The sequence below is a fragment of the Nostoc sp. UIC 10607 genome, assembly GCF_047228265.1.
GTDB classification, from domain to species: Bacteria; Cyanobacteriota; Cyanobacteriia; order Cyanobacteriales; family Nostocaceae; genus Nostoc; species Nostoc foliaceum_A.
In genome coordinates, this window is record NZ_JBIQNW010000018.1 from 1 (window position 1) to 1,977 (window position 1,977).

Annotated in this window: 2 protein-coding genes; one reads left to right on the forward strand and one right to left on the reverse strand. The window is 38.0% G+C overall.

Features of this window, described 5'->3' with window-relative positions; all coding sequences use genetic code 11:
- Positions 1-42: 42 nt before the first annotated feature.
- Positions 43-195 carry a hypothetical protein gene (locus ACEYW6_RS17170; RefSeq protein ID WP_412980654.1) on the reverse strand — a complete coding sequence of 51 codons (153 nt, stop codon included), beginning with the start codon at positions 193-195 and terminating at the stop codon, positions 43-45.
- 749 nt (positions 196-944) lie between these two features.
- On the opposite strand from ACEYW6_RS17170, the gene ACEYW6_RS17175 reads away from it, so the two are divergent.
- Positions 945-1,977, forward strand: a 1,033-nt coding sequence (locus tag ACEYW6_RS17175) for a hypothetical protein (RefSeq protein WP_412980655.1), incomplete at its 3' end; no start/stop codon positions are given.

Consider the following 1,977-nt stretch of genomic DNA (forward strand, 5'->3'; position numbering starts at 1 on the left):
TCATGGTGAGTGGAACTATATTATCAAACCCAAAATTTCTCCCTAATTGTTCAAGTTATTTTTACTTGATGCCTTAGTTGCATTGACTTGCACCTTAGTGGCATCGACTTGAACCTTAGTTGCATTGACTTGCACCTTAGTTGCATTGACTTGCACCTTAGTTGCATTGACTTGCACCTTAGTTGCGATCTGCAAAAATTAACCTACCTACATTACGCAGTAACTCTAAAAAACTTGTGTGTACACGGTAGCCTTTTTAAAGGAGGGTTGGATGGATTAAAAGCCTGTGGGGCAACTCTAGAAGACTTGTGTGTACACCACGTAGCCCTTTGAGAGAAGACCACACTGCTTCACCGCGCTGGCTTCCCTTAAAAACAGGACTTAATTCTCACCTTCTTAAGGAGGGTTAGGGAAGAGCAAACCTTAATCCAAAGTATTGCGATTGGTTTGATGAAATTAATAAAAAGTAGCAAACAGCTAAATATTCATTAAGTCCTTCCGCATGAGTTGTAGGAAACAAACTCTAAGTTCCAGAATTTATTACCCCCTTTAGACACGCCCGTTTTATTATTGAACACTTACACACTAATGTCTTCAGCTACCTGAGATATAAATATCATCGCCAGTGTTTTAGATCAAGAGATTTTAGCGTTGCTGAAATGAAGCCCGGCGAACTAAATCTGAATGTGCAAGGATTTAAGTTTTGACTCTGGCGGGAATAATTAAAGAAGGATAATCTACATAGAATACCTGTTTTATTGAAAGCTATAAACAAGTTGTAAATGAAATTCCAAAGAGTCCACAAATCTACCTCTCAGAATCCTCAAACATTTCAAGAGAACTCCAAGTTAGCGTCTCGACCTTTCGGTATCCAGAGTAAAGAGACATCGAGGAAGCCTCCCACGCAGGAGGAAATAGAGAATCAAGCCTTCCAAAATCAAAAAATGGAGGCTACAAAACTAGATATCCAGGCAAAGTATGGCACGATAACGCCAGAGGGACAGGAACGCTTGGGTGTATTGCAAGGCAAGATGAATGACTTCTGGGTGCAGAGAAAAGAAAGTAGTAAGGGTCAGCCTAACTTATTAGAAATCCCTGGTATATTTACACGGCGTGAAACACTTTTAGCGCAACAGATTCAGCCACAACTTACAATTGAACAGCCTGGGGATAAGTATGAGCAGGAAGCGGACAAGGTAGCCGCAGATGTCATAAAAGAAATACATCAAAATCAGAGTACGGTGCAAAGGCAAAAGGGGGATGAGCAGGAGCAGATAAACACTCATACAACTGAGTTAGTGCACCACAATCAGATAAATATGAATGCAGCAGCTTTGAGCCTACAGGGTAATATAGTTCAGTGTAAGTATTTAAATCCTGGTGAATACAATTCCTGGCTCAACGAAACTCAAGCTAAAGCAAAAGTGGGAAGAAAGGGATATAGATTTAGTAAAACTGCGAGCAGAGATGCTTTAAAAGCAATAGATGAAAGATTATTTTATTTTGTCCATTACCCATCAAAAAATGGAGATAGACAAGAAGATTTAAAAGAGAGAATCTCACTACTCAAAGGTATTAAACAAGTAATCAAGTCTTCAAGATATTTCACAGAAGATAAAAAAACTGAAATTTTTCTACTTCGTCAGCAAGCAGTAAATGCTCTGTTGAATGAAGTCAAAAGTATGTTAACACAACTTAAAAGTGAATTAAATCAGGATAAGAACGAAGTAGAATACAAGGAATCTGAAGAAGATAGAACAGATATTGAAGTTGAAGCGGATTTTGATAATGAATCTTTCTATGGTAAATACTCTCAATATTCTGACAAACTTGAGGAATCTCAAGAAGATAAAAAAACTACTCAGCCAGAAGAGCAAAAAATTGATGACTATATAGAACCTCAACTAGAAGAGCAAAATGATGGCTATTCACAACCTCAACTAGAAGAGCAAAAAACTGATAGCTATATAGAACCTC